The sequence below is a fragment of the Moritella sp. PE36 genome, from assembly GCF_000170855.1.
In the GTDB taxonomy this organism is placed as follows: Bacteria; Pseudomonadota; Gammaproteobacteria; order Enterobacterales; family Moritellaceae; genus Moritella.
The window spans coordinates 23,553-44,596 of the sequence record NZ_ABCQ01000033.1; the positions used below are offsets into that span (position 1 = coordinate 23,553).

Consider the following 21,044-nt stretch of genomic DNA (forward strand, 5'->3'; position numbering starts at 1 on the left):
CTGATTACGGCATGATTTAGCTGCCGATTATATGTGTAAACTAACTTGCTGGTTTTTCTTCAGAAGCTGCTTTCGCACATGCGATTGCATGCTGTTTATCACTTTCTTCAAGCTCTTCATCTTCAACGAATACCGGTAATGGTTTATGTTCAGTCGCAAGGAATGAATAAATTACAGGTAAGATGAATAGGGTAAACAGCGTACCGATTGCAAGACCAGATACGATCACAATACCAATACTAAAGCGCTGCTCAGCACCTGCACCACTTGCATACATTAACGGGATAAGACCCGCAATCATTGCTGCTGTTGTCATTAGGATTGGACGTAAACGTACTTTAGCTGCTTCAATAACAGCATCGGTTCGGTTTTTACCATGATGTAGCTGTTCTTCTTTTGCTACTTCGCAGATCAAGATACCGTGTTTAGTAATCAGACCGACGAGGGTAATCAAACCAACCTGAGAATAGATATTCATGGTTGATAGTCCCCAAGCAAGAGAAACCAACGCGCCTGATACTGCTAACGGTACCGAAACCATGATAACTAAAGGGTCACGTGCCGATTCAAACTGGATCGCCAGTACGAGGTAAATGATTGCCAGTGCCAGTGCAAAGGTCATGTATAACGCACTACCTTCCGTTACAAACTGACGTGATTCACCCATAAAGTCATAGCGGTAACCTTTTGGTAGCTTAGATGAAGCTGTGTTTTCGAACCATGCAATTGCATCACCCATAGCAACACCAGGACTCGGTACAGCACCAATGGTTGCTGAGTTTAGCTGGTTGAAGTGAGGAAGTGAGCGTGGTTCAGCAACAACATCAATGCTGATCAAGCTGCCCAGAGGAACTGCGTTACCGTCAGCTGCACGAACATAGTAGCTATTCATTGATTCTGGGTTTAAGCGATACTTACGTTCAACTTGAGGAATAACCTCGTATGAACGACCATTTAAATCGATACGGTTAACATAACCATCAGACATCATCGTGCTTAGCGTAATACCAATGTCTTGCATGGTAATGCCGTAAGCGCCAGCTTTGTCTTTATCGATGTTGATCTTCATTGTTGCTGAATCGAAGTTAAGATCTAAATCAGAATAAACGAAGAGTGGATTAGCTTTCACTTCAGTTAATACATCACTAGCGACTTGGAATAGGCTTTCAAAGCTATTCGGTGTAGTAATAACAAACTGAATAGGCAGACCCGAACCTGCACCTGGTAATTCAGGCATTTGGAAAGCAATAACTGACATGCCCGGTACATCTTTAACTAAGCCCGTAACACGTTTAACTATTTCAGCTTGACTTGCTTCACGTTCACTCCAAGGCACCATAGACGCAATACCAAGTGCTTGGTTTGAGTTAGGTATGCCAGAGAAGATCTGTGCGTAGGCAATTTCAGGTTGTTCGTTTAGTTTTGCGTTAACTTCATCCATTGAGTTTTGAATGTAATCCAAGTTCGCATTTGATGGCGCAGTACCCAGCATCATCATTACACCTTTATCTTCAGACGGTGCAAGTTCACTTGGAATAAATTTAAACAGCATAGGTAAAGCAGCAAATACGATAATTGCAAATGCGATCATAACAGGGCGCTTTTGCATTACTGCACTGATCATTTTTTCATAGGTATTAGTCATACGTTCAAGGAAGGCATGAACGATTTGTTCAAACTTGCTTGGTTTAGCATTGGCTATCAAGATTTTAGAACACATCATCGGCGATAATGTGAGAGCTAAAATACCAGAAATAAATACCGCGCCCGCTAGAGTAAGGGCAAATTCTTTAAATAACGCACCCGTGATACCACCCATTAACGCAATCGGCGCATATACCGCACCCAGTGTTACTGTCATTGCAATAACAGGCACTGCGATTTCACGTGTACCAATGACGGCGGCACGGAAGGGCGATTCACCGAGTTTAATATGCCGGTCAATATTTTCTAATACAACAATCGCGTCATCTACCACCAGACCAATTGCCAGTACCATTGCCAGTAGTGTCATTAAATTCCACGAGAAACCAAATGACTGCATAATCATCGCTACACCAATCAGTGAGAGCGGGATAGTGACGATAGGAATGATGACGGCACGGAATGAACCAAGGAATAAAGTAATGACCACGATCACAATAAGCGCTGCTTCGATAATCGTTTTAATTACTTCTTTAATTGATTCATTAATCGCAACTGTCGAGTCATACATAACGTTCATGTGGATGTTAGTCGGCAAGTTACGTTCAAGTTCGGGTAATATCGCTAATACATCAGCAGCAATGGTGATAGGGTTTGCTGTTGGCGCGGCATTTACGGCTGCAACAACGGCTTCTTTACCATTGGCGGATGCACGATATACGTCGTGACTCTTTTCTAGCGTAACTTTAGCAATATCACCCAAACGGATAACTTGGCCTTTGTCAGTAGAAACAACAAGACGCTCAAGCTCTGCAGTACTTGATACTTGCGTATTGGCATTACCATTATAAAGAACGAATTCACCAATCGCTTGACCTGTTGCCGACTGATAGTTATTACTATTCAGTACTCCCATAATTTCGGTAGCGGTCAGATCATATGCAGCCATTTTTAATGGATCTAGCCAAACACGTAGTGCGTATTTAATACCACCATACATGTCAACTTTAGATACACCACTAATGGTAAATAGCTGTGGATTGATCACACGGTCAAGATAATCGGTTACCTGACTTGAAGATAGCTCATCACTGCTAAAGGCAATATACATTACCGCAGTGGTTGAACCCGTAGACATAGTTACGGTTGGATCTTCAGATTCTTTTGGTAATAGTGAACGAACTGAGTTCGTTTTAGCCAAAATATCAGATAATGCCGCATTGGGATCGGTATTAAGTTTCATCGTGATGGTAATTGTTGATTTACCTAATACACTCGATGAAGTCATAAAGTCGATATTATCGGCTTGGGCAACCGCTTGTTCTAAGGGCTGAGTAATAAAGCCTTGGATCAAATCGGCACTGGCACCGTAGTAGCCAGTAGATACGGTAACAACCGTATTGGTCATGTCAGGGTATTCTCGAACCTGCATTTTGAAAATTGCTTGTACACCAAGCAATGCAATCAAAAAGCTGATAGATACCGCTAGAACAGGACGCTTAATAAAAATATCAGTAAAGCGCATGTATCCTCCGGATTAAAGCATTGGTGTTCAGCTGCACATTCAATGTATCGTTTCAACAACACGCACTTTAGCGTGATACTTAAACGTACTTGACCAGATGTAACAATTTTATCGCTGCTTTAACGCCATCTAAAATATGAGCGATTGCATCAATACGCTCGCCGACTTTAACAACAGATTGTGTTACACGTAGAACGCCATTTTCATCTTCACGAACAATGTAAATATTGTCACCGTAAAGCGTAAATGTAATTGCTGTTTGTGGAACAGTAATTTGATCTTTGATTGTTGGTAGGATCACATTAGCGCGTGCAAACATACCTGAACGTAGTTGTGATTCGTTATTTGGAATATCCGCTTGGATTTGAATCAAACCACTTTGGTAGTTGACAGCAGGCTCGATGGCACTAATTTTACCGTTGAATGCTGTTTCAGGGTAAGCGTCAACAAAAATTTCAACTTCTTGACCTAAATAAACTTTAGAGATTTGTGTTTGTGGCACGGTGAAACGTAAACGCATCACACTGGTATCTTCTAAACGAACAATTGATGTACCAGCAGATAAATACTCACCTAAAAATACATTACGTAAACCAATTTCACCATCGAATGGTGCGGAGATTTGACGACGAGCAATCGTTGCTTTTTGGCTTTCGATATCAGCAAGTAGCGAAGAATAAGATGCTTCTGATTCATCTAATGCTTCTTTTGATACGGCGTTCTTTTTATAAAGCGCTTCGTATCGTAAGAATTTAGACTTCGCGGCATTCAGTTTTGCTTGCGAGCTTTTCAGGTTTGCTCTTTCAACGTCAGAATCTAGGCTTACTAATAGTTGGCCTTTCGTTACTTTAGTACCAGAATCAAAAGTGATGCTATCAATTTTACCCGCTACTTCATTGGCAATATTGACACCTTGATTAGGTTCGATGAAACCAATCGCTTGAATTGTGGGTATCCAATCTGATGTCTTAGTATCGACAACGGTCACTGGAAACTCCGGTTCTGGTCTGTTGGCCATAAATTCGGCTATCTTTTTTTGTTTGAAAAGATTAAAACCAATAACACTGCCAAATAAGGCCAGCGCAATTAGTAACATGGCAAAGGTCCACTTTTTCATGAATTGATAAACTCCGGGGGTTTTATATAAAAATTATATAAGTTCTGAGGTGAGACTAAGCTTGTCAATAAATACTTATTAAAGCTCATTCAGATGATGTATTCGTTCTACCCATTTTAGAGGGTAAATGGACTCAATCAAGTGTTTTACAACTTTAAACAGTTAATTTACGTATATTTACCAAAGAGGTAGGTTTACAGGTTTTTTTGTTGACAACCAACCCAAAATAGTGACAGTCGATTGTCCTAAAATTAAGCATTTATGGCTGAATTGAGCGCTTATTTTATTGTTAATGATGTTACTGTTGATTGGCCTTACGATAATTCCCTTTATAGTCGAATATACGATGTTCAATTTTCCAGAAGTACTTTTCTTTTTTGGCAATGACAAAATCCGGTGCGACAAGCTGTTGAATATTGGTAACGATTTGTTCGGCTGTTGTCGCGATGATAGGTGAGCCTGTGATCGTTCTTGAAAAGATGCTGTAAAACCGTTGGCGTTGCTTGTTATTACTGAAATAGAAGGTTTCTTTGACAACATCGCCGTCTTCATCGTGGTAATTTAGTTTTATTTTTTCGCCATCTACTTGCGCTGACATACCGGAGCAACGCAGTACTTTACGATCTTTAAGTTGTAGGGCTTTTTTTAATTGATTGTCTGGATCGATTAAATCAACATGACACTGCTGGCACTCACGCGCGGCAATGTCATTTTCGGCATTACACTGTGGGCATTGCTTGTATTTAAAACGGTAATTACATTGTTCTTCACTGCCGTTACTGAGTGCGATTAAACCTTGGCAACGTCGGCCGTAATGTTCGATGATGTCACCATCTGCATCCGTGATCCCCCAAAAAAGATTGGCAAAGTCACAACTTGGGCAGGGGACTTGTACTAAATCACTATTACTGTTTGGTTTGGTTGAGCCGATTTCAGGTTGGTATAAATCAAATCCATTACCGGCGTAGTCAATGATCAGACAATCGGTTTTTCCTTCTGCGAGACGTAATCCTCGACCGGCGATTTGTTGATATAAACTCACCGAGTCGGTGCGGCGTAAAATGGCAATAACATCGACATGTGGCGCATCAAATCCGGTTGTTAATACGGATACATTGACCAGATATTTGACTTCTTTGGCTTTGAATTGGCGGATCAGTTCATCACGTTCTTTGATGGCTGTTTTACCTGTGATGATAGCGGCTTGCTCGTCTGGCAATAGTTTAAATATTTCTTGTGCATGTTTAATACTGGCAGCAAAGATCATGATGCCTTGACGATTGGCGGCAAGCTCGATTAATTGCTTACAGATCGCTTGTGTCACACGTGGGCTTTTTGCTAAGAATTGATCTAACTGTACTTCATTGTATTCCCGTGGTAAATCATCAAACTGATAACGGGCAACTGGCGCATCAATCACTGCAGGTGTCGTTAAGAATCCTTTTTGCACCAGATAGCGTAACGGCAGTTCGTAAATACAGCTTTCAAAAGGCGTATCATCTTCTGTTCTCACATAACCTTGATAGTGTTTTTTATATATCCAGCCTTTGTCTAAACGGTAAGGCGTCGCTGTGAGCCCCAGTACTTTCAGCTTTGGGTTGGTCTTTTGCAAATGACTAATGACTTTTTGGTATTGGCTATCTTCACTTAAACTAACGCGGTGGCATTCATCAATAATCAACAAGGAGTAAAAACCGTCAAACTTATCCAGATTTCGGCTTAATGATTGAACACTGGCGAACGTTGTTTTGAAACCGTCTTGTTTCTTGCCTAACCCGGCTGCAAAGATACCGGCTTTAAAACCATCATGTTCAAATTTGCTGTGATTTTGTTCAACTAATTCTTTTACATGGGCAAGAATAAGGACTGGGTGTCGTGCTAGACGGGCTAATTCAGCCAATACGTGACTTTTACCTGCACCAGTTGGCAGTGTAATGACTGCTGGTAAGATCCGATTTTCTAAAGTGAGCTAAAGCAGCGTCGACAGCTGCTTGTTGGTAATCGCGAAGAGGCATATCAGATTTGTCATTGTTAGGTTATTACATCAAGTGAGATACAGTATAACGCAAAGGTATATACGGTATATATGTTTGTTAGAAAATTCATGGTGTTAATAGCTTGTTCGGAAATTGATAAAGTATTGTGCTATTTTTGAGGTAGGTCTTAACGTATTGTTAATGTATACGCGTATAGTAAGACTTAAACAAGTATTTAGGAGTAATTGATGATCCCGCAAGCTTTCATTTATGACGCAATTCGAACGCCGCGAGGTTTAGGCAAACCCAGTGGTGCTTTGCATGAAGTGAAACCCGTTAATCTATTAGCAGATTTACTCAACCATTTACATGCACGACACGGCTTTGATACTGACGCGGTGGATGACATAGTATTGGGTTGTGTTACACCTATTGGCGAGCAAGGGGCTGATATTGCTAAAACAGCGGCGTTAGTGGCGGGTTGGAAAGACAATGTAGCTGGGGTGAGTTTAAATCGATTTTGTGCATCAGGGCTAGAGTCAGTCAATATAGCCGCGATGAAAATACGTTCTGGTTGGGAGCACCTTGTTATCGCTGGTGGTGTTGAATCCATGTCGCGGGTGAAAATGGGCAGTGATGGTGGCGCTTGGTCGATGGATCCTGAAACCAGTTTAGCGACTGATTATATGCCGCAAGGTATTGGTGCGGATTTAATTGCCACACTCGATGGGTATAGTCGCGAAGATGTAGATACTTTTGCAGCACGTTCCCATCAACGTGCCGCAGCGGCTTGGCAACGTGGTGCATTCAATAAATCTGTTGTGCCTGTATGCGATCGCAACGGCATGTTATTACTTGATAAAGATCAGCTTGTTCGCCCTGATTGCTCGGTTAGTTCATTAGCCAAACTTAATCCTGCTTTTGCTCGCCTTGGTCAAACTGCGTTTGATAGCGTCGCTAAACGTCATTATCCACAAGTTGGACAAATTCAACATGTCCATACCCCGGGTAACGCGTCTGGGATTGTCGATGGCGCAGCATTAGTGTTAGTGGGGAGTGCTGAAGCGGGTGTTAAATGGGGTTTAAAACCCAGAGCAAGAATCGTTGCTACTGCTGTGGTTGGTGCCGATCCTACGATTATGTTGACTGGGCCTGTACCAGCCACCAAAAAAGCATTAGCAGTGGCTGGATTAACCATAGCCGATATTGATTTGTTTGAGGTTAATGAAGCGTTTGCTGCTGTTGTGATGCGTTTTATGAGTGAACTTAATGTCTCGCCTGATATTGTCAATGTTAATGGTGGTTCTATTGCCATGGGTCATCCACTCGGTGCAACTGGTGCAATTATCTTAGGAACATTGTTAGATGAATTAGAAGCGCGTAATTTGAAACGTGGCCTTGTAACCTTGTGTGTCGGTGGAGGCATGGGGATCGCAACAATTATTGAACGTGTGGAGGGGTAAAGTATGGCATCAATCCGTTTAGAGCAAGACGATGCAGGGATAGTGCATTTAATTTTCGATAAACCCGCTTCAAAGGTGAATTTACTTGATCGCAGTTTTATTGATGACTATGTCACGACTGTTAACAAGCTCAAGCTGATGACGTTTACCGGTGTCATTTTACGGTCTGCGAAAACAAGTTTTTTTGCTGGTGGTGATATAACCGAACTGAGTCAAAGTGCCGAACAAGGTATTGAGGAAAGCTTTCAACTATTGTCTTCGCTTAAAGATGCAATGCGTTGGCTCGAAACGTGTGGCAAACCCGTTGTGGCTTGTATTAATGGTGCAGCACTTGGTAGTGGCTGGGAGTTAGCATTAGCCTGTCATTATCGCGTAGCGCTGGTTAAAAATGTGCTATTAGGTTTACCTGAAGTCACGTTAGGTTTAATACCTGGTGTCGGTGGCGTTGTTAGAATGACACGATTACTCGGCTTGAAAGCGGCAATGCCTTATCTACTTAAAGGTAAACAATTTGATAGTGAAGAGGGCTTTACACTAGGTTTGATAAATCAAACCGCAACATCAAATGTTCAAATGATGGCGCAAGCAACGAATTGGATCTTGTCGCAGCAGCATCCGGTTAGCCAAGGTTTTGATATAAATGGCTATCAGCTACCGGGTGGTAATATGAGTGACCCTAATGTCGTCAGCATGATTGTTCAAGCGCCTGCTACATTAAAGAAAAAAACACAAGGCAACCTTCCCGCACCTGAAGCTATCTTATCAGTCATGATTGAATCGACAGAAGTGGATGTTGAAACAGCGTTAAGGTTAGAAACACGTTATTTTCTTAGTATCATTCGTGGTCAAGTGGCTAAGAATATGATTAATACGTTTTGGCATCAGCATAATGAAATTAAAGCAGGGGCTTCTCGTCCTCTTGATCTGCCGGTGAAGAAATTTAGTAAAGTCGGGGTATTAGGCGCAGGTATGATGGGCGCGGGTATTGCTTATGCATTAGCGAGTCATGGTATTACCGTGATCTTAAAAGATATTAGTTTGGAAAAAGCGGTCTTTGCTAAGTCATATACAGCATCGATATTAGCTAACTGTAAATTAGAAGATGAAGAAAAATGCACAATTTTGCAGCGTATTACGCCATCCAAAGAATCAGCAGATTTAATCGGTTGTGATATGGTTATTGAGGCTGTTTTTGAAGACCGTAAGGTTAAGAATCAAGCTATCACTGAGATATTGACAGCTGTTGGAGATGAGCTGATCATGGCATCAAACACGTCGACATTACCGATCTCAAGTTTAGCTACTGCGTCGACAAAACCTGAAAACTTTATTGGGTTACACTTCTTCTCTCCGGTAGACAAAATGCCGCTCGTCGAGATCATTAAAGGCGATAAAACATCATCTGCGACACTGGCAGCAGCTTATGACTTAGTAATCCAAATTGGTAAAGTGCCCATTGTGGTTAACGATAGTCGTGGCTTTTTTACTTCGCGTGTGTTTTTTACTTATGTTTCGGAAGGTATGCGTATGTTAAGTGAGGGCATTCCCGCTGAAGTTATTGAGAATGCCGCTATTCAAGCCGGATTACCAGTGGGGCCTTTGGCTATTACTGACGAGGTGAGCCTATCATTGATTGATCATGTGCGGAATCAAGCCCGATTAGATTTTAAAGCCGAAGGTAAAGAGTTGCTTGATAACCCGGCTGATGCTGTGTTAGATAAGCTTCTGGCATTAAAACGACGTGGAAAACTAGCGGGCGCAGGCTTTTATGATTACAACGGGCAAGGGCACAAGCAATTATGGGCTGGGTTAGTTGATGTATTTCCGACCCAAGATAACTGGGATATAGAAACAGTCAAAGACCGCTTGTTGTTTGTGCAATCACTCGAAGCACTTAGAGCTTATGAAGAAGGTGTTGTGACAAGTACGCGCGATGCTAATATCGGTTCTATTTTAGGGTTAGGATTTCCTGCTTGGACGGGTGGCGTTTTACAGTTTATAGATCACCATGGCGTAGATGATTTTAAGCAGCGCGCAGAGCAATTGTGTGAGCAGTTTGGCCCGCAATTCACGCCAGTAGCTATTTTATCTGAGTGGTAAAGCCACTAATCACTGAAAAACTCAATGATGACCGTTCATAAATTAGGCGATAGTCTTTTAAAACAAATTCACTTAATGTTATTATCCCCGGTTCATGTAACGGTTAACTAGGGAATAATAACTAGTGAAAGTGCCTCAAAGAATACAACCTCTTGTTGATGACGGGCTTGTTGACGAAGTATTACGTCAGTTAATGAGTGGTAAAGAAGCAACGGTATACGTTGTGCGTTGTGTCAGGAGATCCGTTGCGCGAAGGTATACAAAGACGTAGAGAACCGCAGTTTTAAACAAGCGGTGCAATATCGAGAAGGTCGTAAAGTTCGTAACAGTCGACGTGCTCGTGCAATGGAAAAAGGCTCTAGCTTTGGGCGTAACGAACAAGAAAAAATATGGCAAAATGCCGAAGTTGATGCGTTATATCGCTTAGATAATGCAGGTGTGCGCGTTCCTGAGCCTTATGGTTGCTTTGACGGTGTCTTACTCATGGAGTTAGTCACCGATGCTGATGGTTTTGCTGCGCCGCGTTTAGCGGATGTTGAATTAAGCCCTGAACAGGCTTTAATTGATCATGATAAAGTGATCCATTATGTAAGGCTAATGCTTTGCGATGGACTTATCCATGGTGATTTATCCGAATTTAATGTGCTTGTTGATGAACATGGACCTGTTATTATTGATTTGCCTCAAGCGGTTGATGCGTCAGCAAACAATAATGCCAAGTGGATGCTGGAACGTGATGTTGACAATATGACTCAATATTACGGACAATATGCACCTGAGTTACTTCATACAAAGTATGGTAAAGAGATGTGGGCTTTATACGAAGCTGCAGAGCTCACTGTTGACGTTGAATTGACCGGTCAGTTTGTTGAGAGTACCGAATCTGCGGATGTAGAAGGTATTTTAGACGAGATTAATGCAGCACGAGAAGAAGAACTGGAGCGTTTAGCACGTATTCAATTTGCGGAAGAGGTTGAATAACCAGAATTAGTGAATGTTAGATAAGTCATAATTTGAAGTTAAATGATGAACCCCTTAGCGATGTTAATTTCTAAGGGGTTTTTTATAATGTTGAAATGCGGATTTGATTATTATCCATGTTTCTTAATAGCCTATAAATTTAGGGGCTAACGCGATGTAACGATATCTTGCTCCATGTTTGTTGACGTTTCTTCAGAAACCAATCTATTTGGTCGTAAACCAATGCAATGTTTAGGCATGTCTTGCTCACGCTCTAAGTATAATGCGCAGTTATATAGATTTTTACGTAATTCGGTATTACTTTCTAATTTGTCTTTACCCCAATAATGTAATTCAAAAATGAGAAACCAAAAAATCTGCTCTTTTTCACTTGAGACCTTTTCGTCTACGACATCTAGAGATTGCCAATCCTGTAGTACATCCCATACCAAGTTACTTAAAACGCTGTAACTGATTTTATGCATGAGAAATTGATTTATATTGTTTGTTAATAGTGCTGATTTCTCATTAATAAATGCGACTGCTTGCATTGGTTTATCTCCACTTGTTTAAAACTAATTTTAAGTCTAGCCTCAAACCCTAGTTTAGAGACGTTTAGACTTGATTAATAATGCCTAAAAAGTAATAGTTCGATCGTGGTCACATAATTTTCGCTAAGTGATTGAAATGTTCCTTTAAGAAACTCAATAGCACCCGATGTTTTTTCGAACCCGCGCTTCCCGGTGGAAAAACGCCGTATAGCTCAATGTTTGATAACTCATAATCAGACAACAGTTGTTCGAGTTTGTGTGAGGCAATCTTGGGGGCGGCATCGTAAAGCGGGATCCTTGCAATACCATGGCCCCCTTCAACAAATGCTGTACGTGCTGCTGCATTGTTAGTATTTATACTCCCTTTTGGCCTAACGCTATAAGCACGAGTGCCTTTGGATAGCGTTAAGGTACTTGAGCTTAATTTATATAATACCCAATTATGTTCATTAAGTTCAGTTGGTGAAACGGGTCTACCATATTTGTTTAAGTAATCAGGTGATGCACATAAGCAGGTTTTCATTGATATTAATTTTAGTGCTTGCAAGCCTGAATCAACCAATGGTGCGCCTCTGATCGCCAGATCAATTCCTTCTTGCATGATGTTAACGATATCATCAGTAAGTATTATGTCCAATTCAATCTTCGGAAACTGGATCTTGAACATGTTTAATGCCGGAACAATTATCTGCAATCCAACATTGACCGGACAGGTTATCTTTAATAAGCCTTCAGGTTCGTGTTTTAAATTTTCTATTTGTTGATTTGCGGCTTCAGCCTGGTGGGCAATTTCTTGGCAGTGCTGGTAATATTGCTGTCCAGCTTCGGTGAGCGTAAAGCTGCGTGTGGTGCGATTAAGTAATTTTAGCCCTAACTGGGTTTCCAGCTTTTTAAGATGGTAACTGACCACTGCACGTGAGAGGTTTAAATGCCGAGCCGCCGCGGAAAGCGTACCTTGTTCGACAATCTGTGCGTAAACAACCATACTTTTTAATTGTTCAAATGAAACATTCATAACTAATCCAGATAATGCTAATCGCTGCATTGTATCAAAAAATTGAACAGTGTAGTCAATATACTCTGCATTGTTAGATTATATGTTGAGGTATAGACTGTTTCTATTCGCTGTTAACAAGCAGCTATTAATAAGCCAAGTAACGATTAATAAACCAAGTAACGGTTAATAAACAGTTGCATAACAGTTTTGACATGAATTGATGTCTAAATTTAAAATGAGAGAAACTATGATGAATAACAACAGTATGATCAAGAATATTTTAGTGGTTTTAACATCACATGCAGATTTAGGTAATACAGGCGAAAAGACCGGTTTTTGGGTTGAAGAGCTCGCTGCACCTTATTATGTGTTCCTTGATGCCGGTATGAACATTACGCTGGCTTCTCCCGCTGGTGGCAAGCCACCGATTGATCCTAAAAGTGCCGATGAAAGCATGCAAACAGATGCCACTCGTCGTTTTGACGCTGATGATGCCGCACAGCAAGCGCTTGCGACAACAGTGAAACTCGTTGATGTAAACGAGCAAGACTTTGATGCCGTATTTTACCCAGGCGGCCACGGTCCACTTTGGGATTTAACGAATAACCAAACATCAATTGATTTACTCGCTGCGTTTATTGCAAATAACAAACCTGTGTCAGCGGTATGTCATGCAAGTGCGGCGCTACTGAATGTTAAAACACCTGAAGGTGAGTATGTAATTAAGGGTAAAGCCGTAACAGGTTTTTCAAATACAGAAGAAGATGCTGTACAATTAACTGATATAGTACCATTTTTATTAGAAGATGAGCTTGTAAAGCGTGGCGGTGACTATCAGAAGGTTGCTGATTGGACGCCGTTTGCTGTACAAGATGGCTTGATCATTACAGGTCAAAATCCAGCGTCTTCTGCATTAGTAGCTGAAAAACTAATCGCACACGCTTAATACTAGGAAACAAACATGTTGAATTTCACGTTTCAAAACTCAACTCGCATTCACTTTGGTGATGATCAAATTAAAGCGATAAGCAAAGAAATCCCATTAGACGCTAAAGTGTTAGTGACTTATGGCGGCGGTTCGATTAAATCAAATGGCGTTTATGACCAGGTTGTGGCGGCATTGTCTGAGCATAATTGGGTTGAATTTTCAGGTATTGAACCTAATCCAACATACGACCAATTAATTAAAGCTGTTAACGTTATTAACGAGCACAATGTTGATTATATCCTTGCTGTTGGTGGTGGCTCTGTTGTTGATGGCAGTAAGTTTATTGCTGCAGCCGCTGTGTTTGAAGGCGATGATGCTTGGGATATCTTAAGTAAATGCGCACCCATTACTAAAGCATTGCCGTTGGGTGCTGTGTTAACTTTGCCTGCCACAGGCTCTGAGTCAAATGGTGGTGCGGTCATTACGCGTGACGGTAGCAAGTTATCATTTGGTAGTCCGCTAGTTCGACCTGCTTTTGCGATCCTTGATCCTGCGGTGAGTTTAAGCCTATCTGATCGCCAAATCAGTAACGGTGTTGTTGATGCATTTGTTCATACGATGGAACAATACATGACTTATAGCATCAACGCTAAAGTACAAGATCGTTTTTCTGAAGGGCTATTGTTAACGCTTATCGAAGAAGGGCCAAAGGCATTAAAGCCTGAAACGAAAGACGACTTAGACATTCGCGGTAATATTATGTGGTCAGCAACGATGGCGCTAAACGGTCTTATTGGTGCTGGTGTTCCACATGATTGGGCAACTCATATGATTGGCCATGAACTGACTGCTGCACATGGCGTTGACCACGCGCGTAGTTTATCTATCGTATTACCAGCAGTAATGAAAGTACTTCGTGAAGATAAACGCAGTAAACTCCTGCAATACGCAGAGCGTGTTTGGAATATTACTGTTGCTGATGAAGATGATAAAATCGATCAAGCGATAGCAAAAACAGAAGCTTTCTTTAAAGCCATGGAAGTTCCTACAACGCTTACTGAAGCGGGTATTACAGCGAGTGACATTGATAATTTGATTGCGAAGTTAGAGAAACACGGCATGGTAGCACTGGGTGAACGTAAAAATATCACCTTGGAAGTAAGCCGTCAAATTCTAGAGACCGCATTGTAAATTCAGAGCTTAACCACTTTATTTATACCGTTAACTAGTCGTAAATAACATGTTATTAGTAAAAGCTGGAATGATTATTCATTTCAGCTTTTTTTTTACTTATAAAATGACGATTAGTCATAAATTAGTCCTAGTGTCATACTTTTTTAATTCAATGATGTTATAACTCAATGATAATATTATTTAATATATTTTATTGAATTGTTGTTATTTATACTTAAGGAAGAGTAATGACTGAATTAGAGTGGATGTTGGGCGTAATTATGTTATCGGGTTTTTTGTTTGCGGCAATTGCTCGGTTTAATTTACATCGGTATTTTCAACAGAAAAAGATCCTAGTGCCTGCCGATAGGCAGCAATCTGATATACAATTCGGCAATAGCTCACCGGAAGCTATTTTAGATGATGGAATACATAGATTATTCCGTTATTTCATTGCAGGCATGATCATTTTTGTTGTTGGTAGTGTTACATTAGTTGATCATGGTGCTTTGAAGGCGCTGGTCTCTTTATTTTTTGATTAGGCATCTGACTTGCAGGTTTAAGCGCTAACGATCGTAACCTGAGTCCGTTGGTATTTGCTGTAATTCTTGTTGCTGTTCTTTATCTAATTTTTTGTGTAGCGCCGAGATAAGTTCAAGATCTAACTTAGCAAAGAATATATCTTCTTCAGCTTTGCCTCTCTGGCGCATGGTTTCGTTAAATACAGACATATTGATTACCTCTAATAACCCGCATATCAATAATTTTAGTTTGTTTTTGGCAGAAACGTTACTCGAGGTGGAATGATAATCGTGTTGTTGTCTATTATGCTGCTTGTGAATTTTTCTTTAGAGTAGCTAAAACGTTTGATAAAGAATGGGTTACAGTATGACCTAATGTCAATATTTCTGCAGTTGGTTGGACAAGATCAGGTATTTGGAATGTTTGCATATTCGCGCTTACAGCAGCGCGTACACCGTTATTAGAATCTTCAAAGGCTAAGCATTGCTCTGGCTGAATATTTAAGCGGTCTGCAGCAAGTAAATATATTTCAGGGTCTGGTTTACCATTTTTAACTTCGCACCCGGTGGTTAAGTTATCAAAATAGTGGTCTAAACCGGCAAGACTTAATTTGATTTTAGCCACATCTTGTTGTGTTGATGTTGCAACAGCCGTCGGGATATTGTTATTTTTTAACCAAGTTAAGAGTTCAACAACACCGTCTTTGACTGGGATGGCTTGGTGTTTAACGACGGCGTTATAGCGAATGCGCCACGCTTCATGTAGTACTGGGTAATTTAAATCACTGCCATAACCTGCGCGAATGACTTTTTCAATGCCTTGAGAGTTACGGCCAATAATATCTAAGTAAACATCCTCTAAGAAAGGAATAGATAACGATGTACATGCTTCCTCAAAGATCCCTTTACATACACGCTCTGTGTCGAGAAGTAGTCCGTCCATATCAAAAATAGCTGCTTGGTAATTCACTTTTTGTTTATCCTATATTCACCACAAGGTATTTAATGAGCCTAGTATACCCAAGCTGCTTAAAAATGCACAATCAGAATCTTGAAGTAACTTGGTGCTGGATTCAAGTCATAAGTGCAACAAGTCTTATCGAAATAATTAATTTTAGTTCAGGTTGGCTTCGTCTACGGCCAAATGTAAAAGGTTAGGATTTTCATTCTAACCTTTTACATAATGAATATTGTACTGAGTTTATGAAACTAAACTAAGCATACATAGGGACAAGTACCATAGTACCACCGATAACGGTTATTAAGCCTGCTAACACGGGGACTGAAGTCCGTTTTACCACTTCAAATGGACTGATTTTAGCCATGCCACTGGTTGCTACAATTACCCCTGATACCGGTGATATTGTACGACCAAGATTCGATGCTTGTAACATTGGAATAATTAAGAAAGCTGGGTTTAAACCCATTTTACCGGCAAGGGTAGGGGCGAGTTCAACGAATGCGTAAAAAGGTGCGTTTCCTGAACCTGTCGCTATTGCTGCCGCAACAGTTAAACCTGTCAACATCAGCATTAATGCAAATCCACCAGCTCCAGCGGCTTCTGCTAGACCGATTAAATTATCAATCGCACCAATAGACATTAAGCCCTGTGCAAATACACCAGCAGCTACTAACAGCATCACCACACCTTTAAATGCATCAGCCATACCCTCGTAACAAGATTCTAGGTCTTCTAAGGTTGCCTTACCGTTAAGTCGCTTAGTGATGAAGTCGACAACTGCGCTGATAAAGATAGAAAAAACCACGATGGTATAGATATCCAGTTTCAACCCATCAATTGTAGATCCATTAAATACGAATACACCCACGATAGGTAAAAACGGCAGAATTGAATAATATCCTGGTGCGGTTACCGTTATTTCTGAAATATCAGTTTTTACCATAGGCGTATTTTCTTTTTTGTCTAAATAACGATTCCAGAAAAATGCCGCTGCAGCCATAACAATGATGGCACTGATTGATACTGGTAGTACTGTTTCAACAGCGAAGACATGCAGTGGCAATCCAGATTTTTCGGCTGCGACAACAACATCACCAGACGTTGGTGACAAAATGATCGCCGCAGGTGATGCACAAACTGCAACGGCTGCTGGTCGAGATATACCCATTGCCGTCATCATTGGGAATAAGGTAGCCATGAGCAATACGCCAAGTCCAGTCGCGGAGCTTACCGCTAGTGACATTAAGCAAGCAACAATATAAGCAGCAACAAGTAGGGTATAAGGTGATTTGATAAATGACAGTGGTTTTGAGAATTGTTTCACAACAACATTGTTGGCATCAATTTTAGTCATGTAAGCTGCAAAACCACATAGCAACATAATTTGCATGCCTAAGCCGCCGCCACGATGTTGCAACATGTATTTAACAAACTCTAATGAGTCTGTCAGGCTGTTACCTGTGCTTGTAATGCTAGATGGTAGAATTTGTTTACCGAGAATACCGGTGACGATAAGTAGTGTTATACCTGCGGTTAACAATACGCCAGCTGCTTTGTATTCTTTTACAATGAAATATCCTACGGCGATCGTCACCGCCAGACCAATAAATAATTCCAACATGAAAATACCCTTTTTATTGTATTAAAAATTAGTGAAAAAATCGTGTGATATAAAAAATAATTTTTAGATATCGCAACGGACAAGGTACCCAAAAAGGGGAGGTAATACGATTGTTAATAACGTAATCAATGATCTAAAACAGGGTTTTTATTGGGGGTGTTAATTAATTGAAACTGCCGTGGTTTTTTTTGTAAACTGAATGTGATGGTTGTGTTTCCGCCTAAATTTAACCTTTATATGTATCGTTAAGCAAGTAAATTCCCGGAGTCAAAACGTTGCTAATTAACACCGGATTCGAGTGTTAATTGAACAGTGATATTGTTGTATAAAATAATATAAATATTATTATTGTCAATGACTTATCGAAATGATAGCGTACCGTTTTTTTAAAGTACGATTTCACCAGCCATCATACACATTGAGTTTCTTTGCTGGTTTCAGAAATGTATATACAGGTAATTACTTATGTTTGCTAAAAACCTTTCTATTGGTAAGAAAATTGCTCTTGCTTTTACTATTATTGCGATGATCAATTTAGCGTTAGGCCTATTTCTTATTACTGAGCTAGGAAAGATCAAGGGTGAGCTGCTGAACTACACCGATGATACTTTACCCGCGGTATTTGAAGTGGATGAAATACGCGATAAAATGTCTCTTTTGCGTCGTAGCCAGTTTGCTATTATCCCCCTCCAAGATAAAATCAAGATAGAACAGTTTATCCAACGTAATAAACAGGTTCGTAAAACCATTAAAGTGGGTTTGTCAGCTTATGGTAAAACAGTGTGGCCGGGTGAAGAAGCTCGAACATTCAATCGGTTGATGAATAATTGGAACCAGTATCTTTTACGTATTGACCAATTTAACAATAAAATGCTTGCGATGGAGAATGCTGCCGCATATCCAATATTGGCACAGTCTCTTACTCAATTTGAAAGTATTGAATCAGATGTTAATAAGCTTATCGAGATCTTAAAAGAAGCATTAGACCAGAATCGTGATTCAATTTTGAATTCGGTTATGGGTTTAAATACTACCTCTATTATCGGCAATATTACGATTTTAGTGCTTATGGTGGGGATGACCATGATGTTGACTCGACTTATTTGTGGCCCTCTTAAATTAGTCGTTGAGCAAGCCAACGCAATTGCAAATGGCAATTTAGCACAAAAGCTAGATCGAGACTGTATTGGTAATGATGAATTAGGTACTTTGGCCGATGCATCACTTAAAATGCAAAGTAATCTACGTCAGTTGATTCATGAGATTAACTCTGCAGTGACTAAACTTAGTCATGCGGTTGGAGATATGAGCCTTGTTTCCAATTCATCTGCGGATGGAATGAAAGATCAGCAATGTCAAATCACTCAAGTTGCAACAGCAATGACAGAAATGAAAGCGGCTGTGGCTGAGGTGGCAAGTAATACTGAGCAATCTGCTTCTCAGGCATCTAGCGCGAATGACAAATCAAAAGCAGGTGCGCGTAACAATGAAGACATGGTTAATTCCATTCAAGAAGTTGCTAATCTTGTTGGCTTAGCTGGTGATTCTGTTTCGGAGTTAGAACTGCAGTCTAGACAAATTAATGTTGTCGTCGACGTTATCCGTGATATCGCCGATCAAACTAATTTATTGGCGCTGAATGCTGCTATTGAAGCTGCACGAGCTGGTGAATCTGGTCGAGGTTTTGCTGTTGTGGCGGATGAGGTGCGAACCCTTGCAGGACGTACACAAGCTTCAACCGGAGAGATTACGGCCATTATTGAAAAGCTACAACTAATGTCTAAAGAGGCCAGTGATGCGACCGCTCGTTCTCGTGCCAGTATCGAAACATGTGTAGAGCAAGGTATTAATTCGCAACAGTTTATGTTGTCAATTGAAGAATCCATTGCACATATAGCTGATATGGGAGCGCAAATTGCGAGTGCATGTAGTGAACAAGACTGTGTTGCTGATGAGCTAAGTAGAAACGTAGAAAATATTCATGTTTCTTCTCAGGATGCTGCTAATGGCGCAGAGAAAATGGCAGAGTCATGTCGAGAACTCAGCCAGTTATCTCTAACATTGCAAGATGCAATGGGACGTTTCAAACTTTAGTTAATTTTATGCCCTCGTCCTGAGGGCTTTATTTATATAGGACTCCTTGTGACCTTTAAAAAATCATTACTATCTTTATCAATCGCTTCTCTTTTGTTTCCGTCGTTTTTAACCACCTCAGCTCCATTGTTATTAGATGATCCTATTCCGTCTCGACAAGAGATCCAGCAATCTAATTCTTGGTTAGAGATTAATTTAGGTCAGTTTGAACAAAATATTCAACAGTTTAAAAAACATATTAAACCCGGTACTAAGATTTGTGCGGTTATGAAGGCCGATGCATATGGAAATGGGATCCGTGGTCTGATGCCAACGGTTATCGCTCAGGGGATACCATGTATTGCTATTACAAGTAATGCAGAAGCTCGATTAGTTCGCTCAAGTGGTTTTGATGGTCAGCTTATGCGTGTTCGTTCTGCGAGTATAGATGAAATTAAACAGAGTTTAGAACTGAATATTGAAGAGTTAATTGGTAGTGAAAGTCAAGCGGAACAATTGGCAGCACTTTATGAGAAAACAGGTAAATCGATTAAGGTTCATATAGCATTAAATGATGGTGGTATGGGAAGAAACGGTATTGATATGTCATCTGCAGCTGGCAAGCAAGAGGCCGTGGCTATCGCTACATCAAAAGGTATTGAAGTAGTTGGCATTATGACTCATTTTCCTAATTACGATGCGGAATATATCCGTGATAAGTTGGTGGGATTTAAGCAGCACAGTGCTTGGTTAATGCAGAATGCATCGCTAAATCGAGATGATATTCTTTTGCATGCTGCAAACTCTTATACAGCGCTTAATGTGAAAGAAGCACAGCTTGATATGGTAAGACCTGGCGGCGTTTTTTATGGTGATTTACCAACTAATCTAGAATACCCTTCAATCGTGTCGTTTAAAACACGTATTGCGTCGATTCATCACCTGCCTGAAGGCCAAACGGTTGGTTATGACAGCACTTATACCGTTAAACGTGCAAGTATCCTGGCAAACTTACCTGTAGGCTACTCTGATGGTTATCCTCGTAAGATGGGTAATAAAAGTGAAGTGATTATTAATGGTCAACGAGCAAAAGTTGTTGGCATGACATCAATGAATACAACTATGGTCGATGTTACAGATATTCAAGGTGTTTTTCCGGGGCAAGAAGTCACGCTTTTTGGTGCTGAAAACAAAGAACGAATTACGATTTCTGAAATGGAAAAAAATGCAGACCTTATCTTCCCAGAACTTTATACATTATGGGGTTCAGCTAATCCGCGTTTTTACGTTAAATAAAAATACTGACAAGTCAAAGTTGTTGACTAATACATAGTAATATTCTGTATTGTGGCTAAGTGAAACAGGCCACAATACAGTCGTAGCCGTGAGTTGGGATGACTATAATTATAGCGAGGTAGCCAAGTTTTTTACTTT

Annotated in this window: 14 protein-coding genes and 2 pseudogenes; 8 read left to right on the forward strand and 8 right to left on the reverse strand. The window is 40.5% G+C overall.

Annotation, left to right across the window (positions count from 1 at the left end; translation table 11 throughout):
- Nucleotides 1-40: 40 nt before the first annotated feature.
- The 3 genes and pseudogenes from PE36_RS16190 to PE36_RS16200 all read right to left on the reverse strand — a co-directional run bounded on the left by PE36_RS16190 (nucleotide 41) and on the right by PE36_RS16200 (nucleotide 6,301).
- Nucleotides 41-3,169 carry a multidrug efflux RND transporter permease subunit gene (locus PE36_RS16190; RefSeq protein WP_006033124.1) on the reverse strand — a complete coding sequence of 1,043 codons (3,129 nt, stop codon included), beginning with the start codon at nucleotides 3,167-3,169 and terminating at the stop codon, nucleotides 41-43.
- Nucleotides 3,170-3,248: 79 nt separating this feature from the next.
- On the reverse strand, nucleotides 3,249-4,286 hold the full coding sequence (locus PE36_RS16195) for an efflux RND transporter periplasmic adaptor subunit (protein WP_006033125.1): 1,038 nt from the start codon (nucleotides 4,284-4,286) through the stop codon (nucleotides 3,249-3,251).
- 298 nt (nucleotides 4,287-4,584) lie between these two features.
- Nucleotides 4,585-6,301, reverse strand: a pseudogene (locus PE36_RS16200) (DEAD/DEAH box helicase).
- A gap of 209 nt (nucleotides 6,302-6,510) precedes the next feature.
- Between PE36_RS16200 and PE36_RS16205 the strand changes: the two are divergent.
- The 3 genes and pseudogenes from PE36_RS16205 (at nucleotide 6,511) to PE36_RS16215 (ending at nucleotide 10,806) form a co-directional block, all read left to right on the forward strand.
- Nucleotides 6,511-7,725: an acetyl-CoA C-acetyltransferase gene (locus PE36_RS16205; RefSeq protein ID WP_006033127.1), complete on the forward strand. Its 1,215-nt coding sequence runs from the start codon at nucleotides 6,511-6,513 to the stop codon at nucleotides 7,723-7,725.
- 3 nt (nucleotides 7,726-7,728) lie between these two features.
- Nucleotides 7,729-9,825: a 3-hydroxyacyl-CoA dehydrogenase NAD-binding domain-containing protein gene (locus PE36_RS16210; protein WP_006033128.1), complete on the forward strand. Its 2,097-nt coding sequence runs from the start codon at nucleotides 7,729-7,731 to the stop codon at nucleotides 9,823-9,825.
- Nucleotides 9,826-9,949: 124 nt separating this feature from the next.
- A pseudogene (locus PE36_RS16215) lies at nucleotides 9,950-10,806 on the forward strand (PA4780 family RIO1-like protein kinase).
- Nucleotides 10,807-10,952: 146 nt separating this feature from the next.
- Here PE36_RS16215 and PE36_RS16220 read toward each other — a convergent pair.
- The gene (locus tag PE36_RS16220; protein WP_006033130.1) at nucleotides 10,953-11,336 is read right to left on the reverse strand and encodes a hypothetical protein; all 384 of its coding nucleotides are present in this window, start codon (nucleotides 11,334-11,336) and stop codon (nucleotides 10,953-10,955) included.
- Between the two features lie 109 nt (nucleotides 11,337-11,445).
- Nucleotides 11,446-12,351 (reverse strand): LysR family transcriptional regulator, encoded by a 906-nt coding sequence (locus PE36_RS16225; protein WP_043994650.1) that lies wholly within the window; start codon nucleotides 12,349-12,351, stop codon nucleotides 11,446-11,448.
- A 247-nt stretch (nucleotides 12,352-12,598) separates the two neighbouring features.
- Here PE36_RS16225 and PE36_RS16230 point away from each other — a divergent pair, with 247 nt between their 5' ends.
- From PE36_RS16230 to PE36_RS16240, 3 genes are all read left to right on the forward strand, one after another.
- Entirely contained in the window at nucleotides 12,599-13,279 is a 681-nt protein-coding gene (locus PE36_RS16230) for a type 1 glutamine amidotransferase domain-containing protein (RefSeq protein WP_043994656.1), read from the forward strand.
- A gap of 15 nt (nucleotides 13,280-13,294) precedes the next feature.
- Nucleotides 13,295-14,452 (forward strand): iron-containing alcohol dehydrogenase, encoded by a 1,158-nt coding sequence (locus tag PE36_RS16235; protein ID WP_006033133.1) that lies wholly within the window; start codon nucleotides 13,295-13,297, stop codon nucleotides 14,450-14,452.
- A 230-nt stretch (nucleotides 14,453-14,682) separates the two neighbouring features.
- Nucleotides 14,683-14,976, forward strand: coding sequence for a hypothetical protein (locus PE36_RS16240; RefSeq protein ID WP_006033134.1), 294 nt, complete (start codon nucleotides 14,683-14,685; stop codon nucleotides 14,974-14,976).
- A 24-nt stretch (nucleotides 14,977-15,000) separates the two neighbouring features.
- Here the strand turns inward: PE36_RS16240 and PE36_RS24610 are convergent, their stop codons facing one another.
- From PE36_RS24610 to dcuC, 3 genes are all read right to left on the reverse strand, one after another.
- Nucleotides 15,001-15,165, reverse strand: a complete 165-nt coding sequence (locus PE36_RS24610) for a hypothetical protein (protein ID WP_006033135.1) — start codon at nucleotides 15,163-15,165, stop codon at nucleotides 15,001-15,003.
- A gap of 94 nt (nucleotides 15,166-15,259) precedes the next feature.
- A complete protein-coding gene (locus PE36_RS16245) occupies nucleotides 15,260-15,925 on the reverse strand; it encodes an HAD family phosphatase (protein WP_006033136.1) in 666 nt (221 codons plus the stop codon).
- 244 nt (nucleotides 15,926-16,169) lie between these two features.
- Nucleotides 16,170-17,537, reverse strand: a complete 1,368-nt coding sequence (dcuC, locus tag PE36_RS16250; protein ID WP_006033137.1) for an anaerobic C4-dicarboxylate transporter DcuC — start codon at nucleotides 17,535-17,537, stop codon at nucleotides 16,170-16,172.
- Nucleotides 17,538-18,002: 465 nt separating this feature from the next.
- On the opposite strand from dcuC, the gene PE36_RS16255 reads away from it, so the two are divergent.
- Together PE36_RS16255 and alr are read left to right on the forward strand one after the other, a co-directional pair.
- Nucleotides 18,003-19,631: a methyl-accepting chemotaxis protein gene (locus PE36_RS16255; protein ID WP_006033138.1), complete on the forward strand. Its 1,629-nt coding sequence runs from the start codon at nucleotides 18,003-18,005 to the stop codon at nucleotides 19,629-19,631.
- Nucleotides 19,632-19,679: 48 nt separating this feature from the next.
- The gene (gene alr / locus PE36_RS16260) at nucleotides 19,680-20,906 is read left to right on the forward strand and encodes an alanine racemase (protein ID WP_006033139.1); all 1,227 of its coding nucleotides are present in this window, start codon (nucleotides 19,680-19,682) and stop codon (nucleotides 20,904-20,906) included.
- The last annotated feature ends 138 nt before the right edge of the window (nucleotides 20,907-21,044 follow it).